At 65.2% G+C, this 1,217-nt stretch carries 1 protein-coding gene; it reads left to right on the top strand.

Annotation, left to right across the window (positions count from 1 at the left end):
• Positions 1 to 24: 24 nt before the first annotated feature.
• Positions 25 to 1,217, top strand: a 1,193-nt coding sequence (locus tag DWV43_RS09995; protein ID WP_117856220.1) for an arginine deiminase, incomplete at its 3' end; no start/stop codon positions are given.

Genomic DNA, 1,217 nt, shown 5'->3' with positions numbered 1-1,217 from the left:
GGCCCGAAAGAAAGGTAGGAGGCCATGACGAAAGGTCTGCACGTGCCTTCCGAGATCGGCAAGCTCAGGAAGGTCTGCCTGCACCGTCCCGGCGACGAGCTCCTCAACCTGCCGCCCGACGAGCTCGAGCGACTCCTGTTCGACGACGTCCCGTTCCTGGAGGTCGCGCAGCAGGAGCACGACACCTTCGCCCAGATCCTGAGGGACCAGGGCGTCGAGGTGCTCTACCTCGAGAACCTCGTCGCAGAGGTGTTCGACCAGGTCCCCGGCGCCCGCGCCGAGTTCACCGACCAGTACATCGCCGAGGCGGGCATCCGCGGCCAGCACATGCCGCAGATCGTCCGCGAGAAGCTGGACTCCATCGAGGACAACCTCGAGTTCGTCAAGAAGACCATGGCCGGCATGACCAAGGCCGAGATCGACATGCCCCTCACGGCGTCCACGACCCTCGACTCCCTGGTCAACTCCGAGTCCGAGTCCGACCTGATCATCGACCCGATGCCCAACCTCTACTTCACCCGCGACCCGTTCGCGGTCGTCGGCGAGGGCGTCAACCTCAACCGCATGTACTCGGTCACCCGCAACCGCGAGACCCTGTACGGCAAGTACGTCTTCAAGTACCACCCCGACTACAAGGACGTCTCCCTGTACTTCCGCCGCGACTGCCAGTTCCACACCGAGGGCGGCGACGTGCTGAACATCAACGAGAAGACCCTCGCCGTCGGCATCTCCCAGCGCACCCAGGCCGCAGCCATCGACGTCATGGCCCAGAACATCTTCTGGAACTCCGACTCCAAGGTCGAGCGCATCCTGGCCTTCGACATCCCCGTCTCGCGCGCCTTCATGCACCTCGACACGGTCTTCACCCAGATCGACGTCGATAAGTTCACGATCCACCCCGCCATCATGGGCACCCTGCGCGTCTACGAGCTGACCGCCGGCAAGAACCCGGGCGACGTGAACATCCGCCTGATCGAGGACACCCTCGAGCACGTCCTGGAGGACGCCACCGGCGTCGACCAGGTCAAGCTGATCCCCTGCGGCGGCGGCGACCCGATCGCGGCCTCCCGCGAGCAGTGGAACGACGGCTCCAACACCCTGTGCGTCGAGCCCGGCAAGATCTGCGTCTACGCCCGCAACACCGTCACCAACGACGTGCTGTACAAGGAGGGCCTGGACCTTCTCGTCGTGCCCTCCGCCGAGCTCTCCCGCGGCCG

It is taken from the genome of Collinsella sp. AF05-9, assembly GCF_003465595.1.
Taxonomy (GTDB): domain Bacteria; phylum Actinomycetota; class Coriobacteriia; order Coriobacteriales; family Coriobacteriaceae; genus Collinsella.
This window is presented reverse-complemented; position numbering and strand designations above follow the sequence as displayed.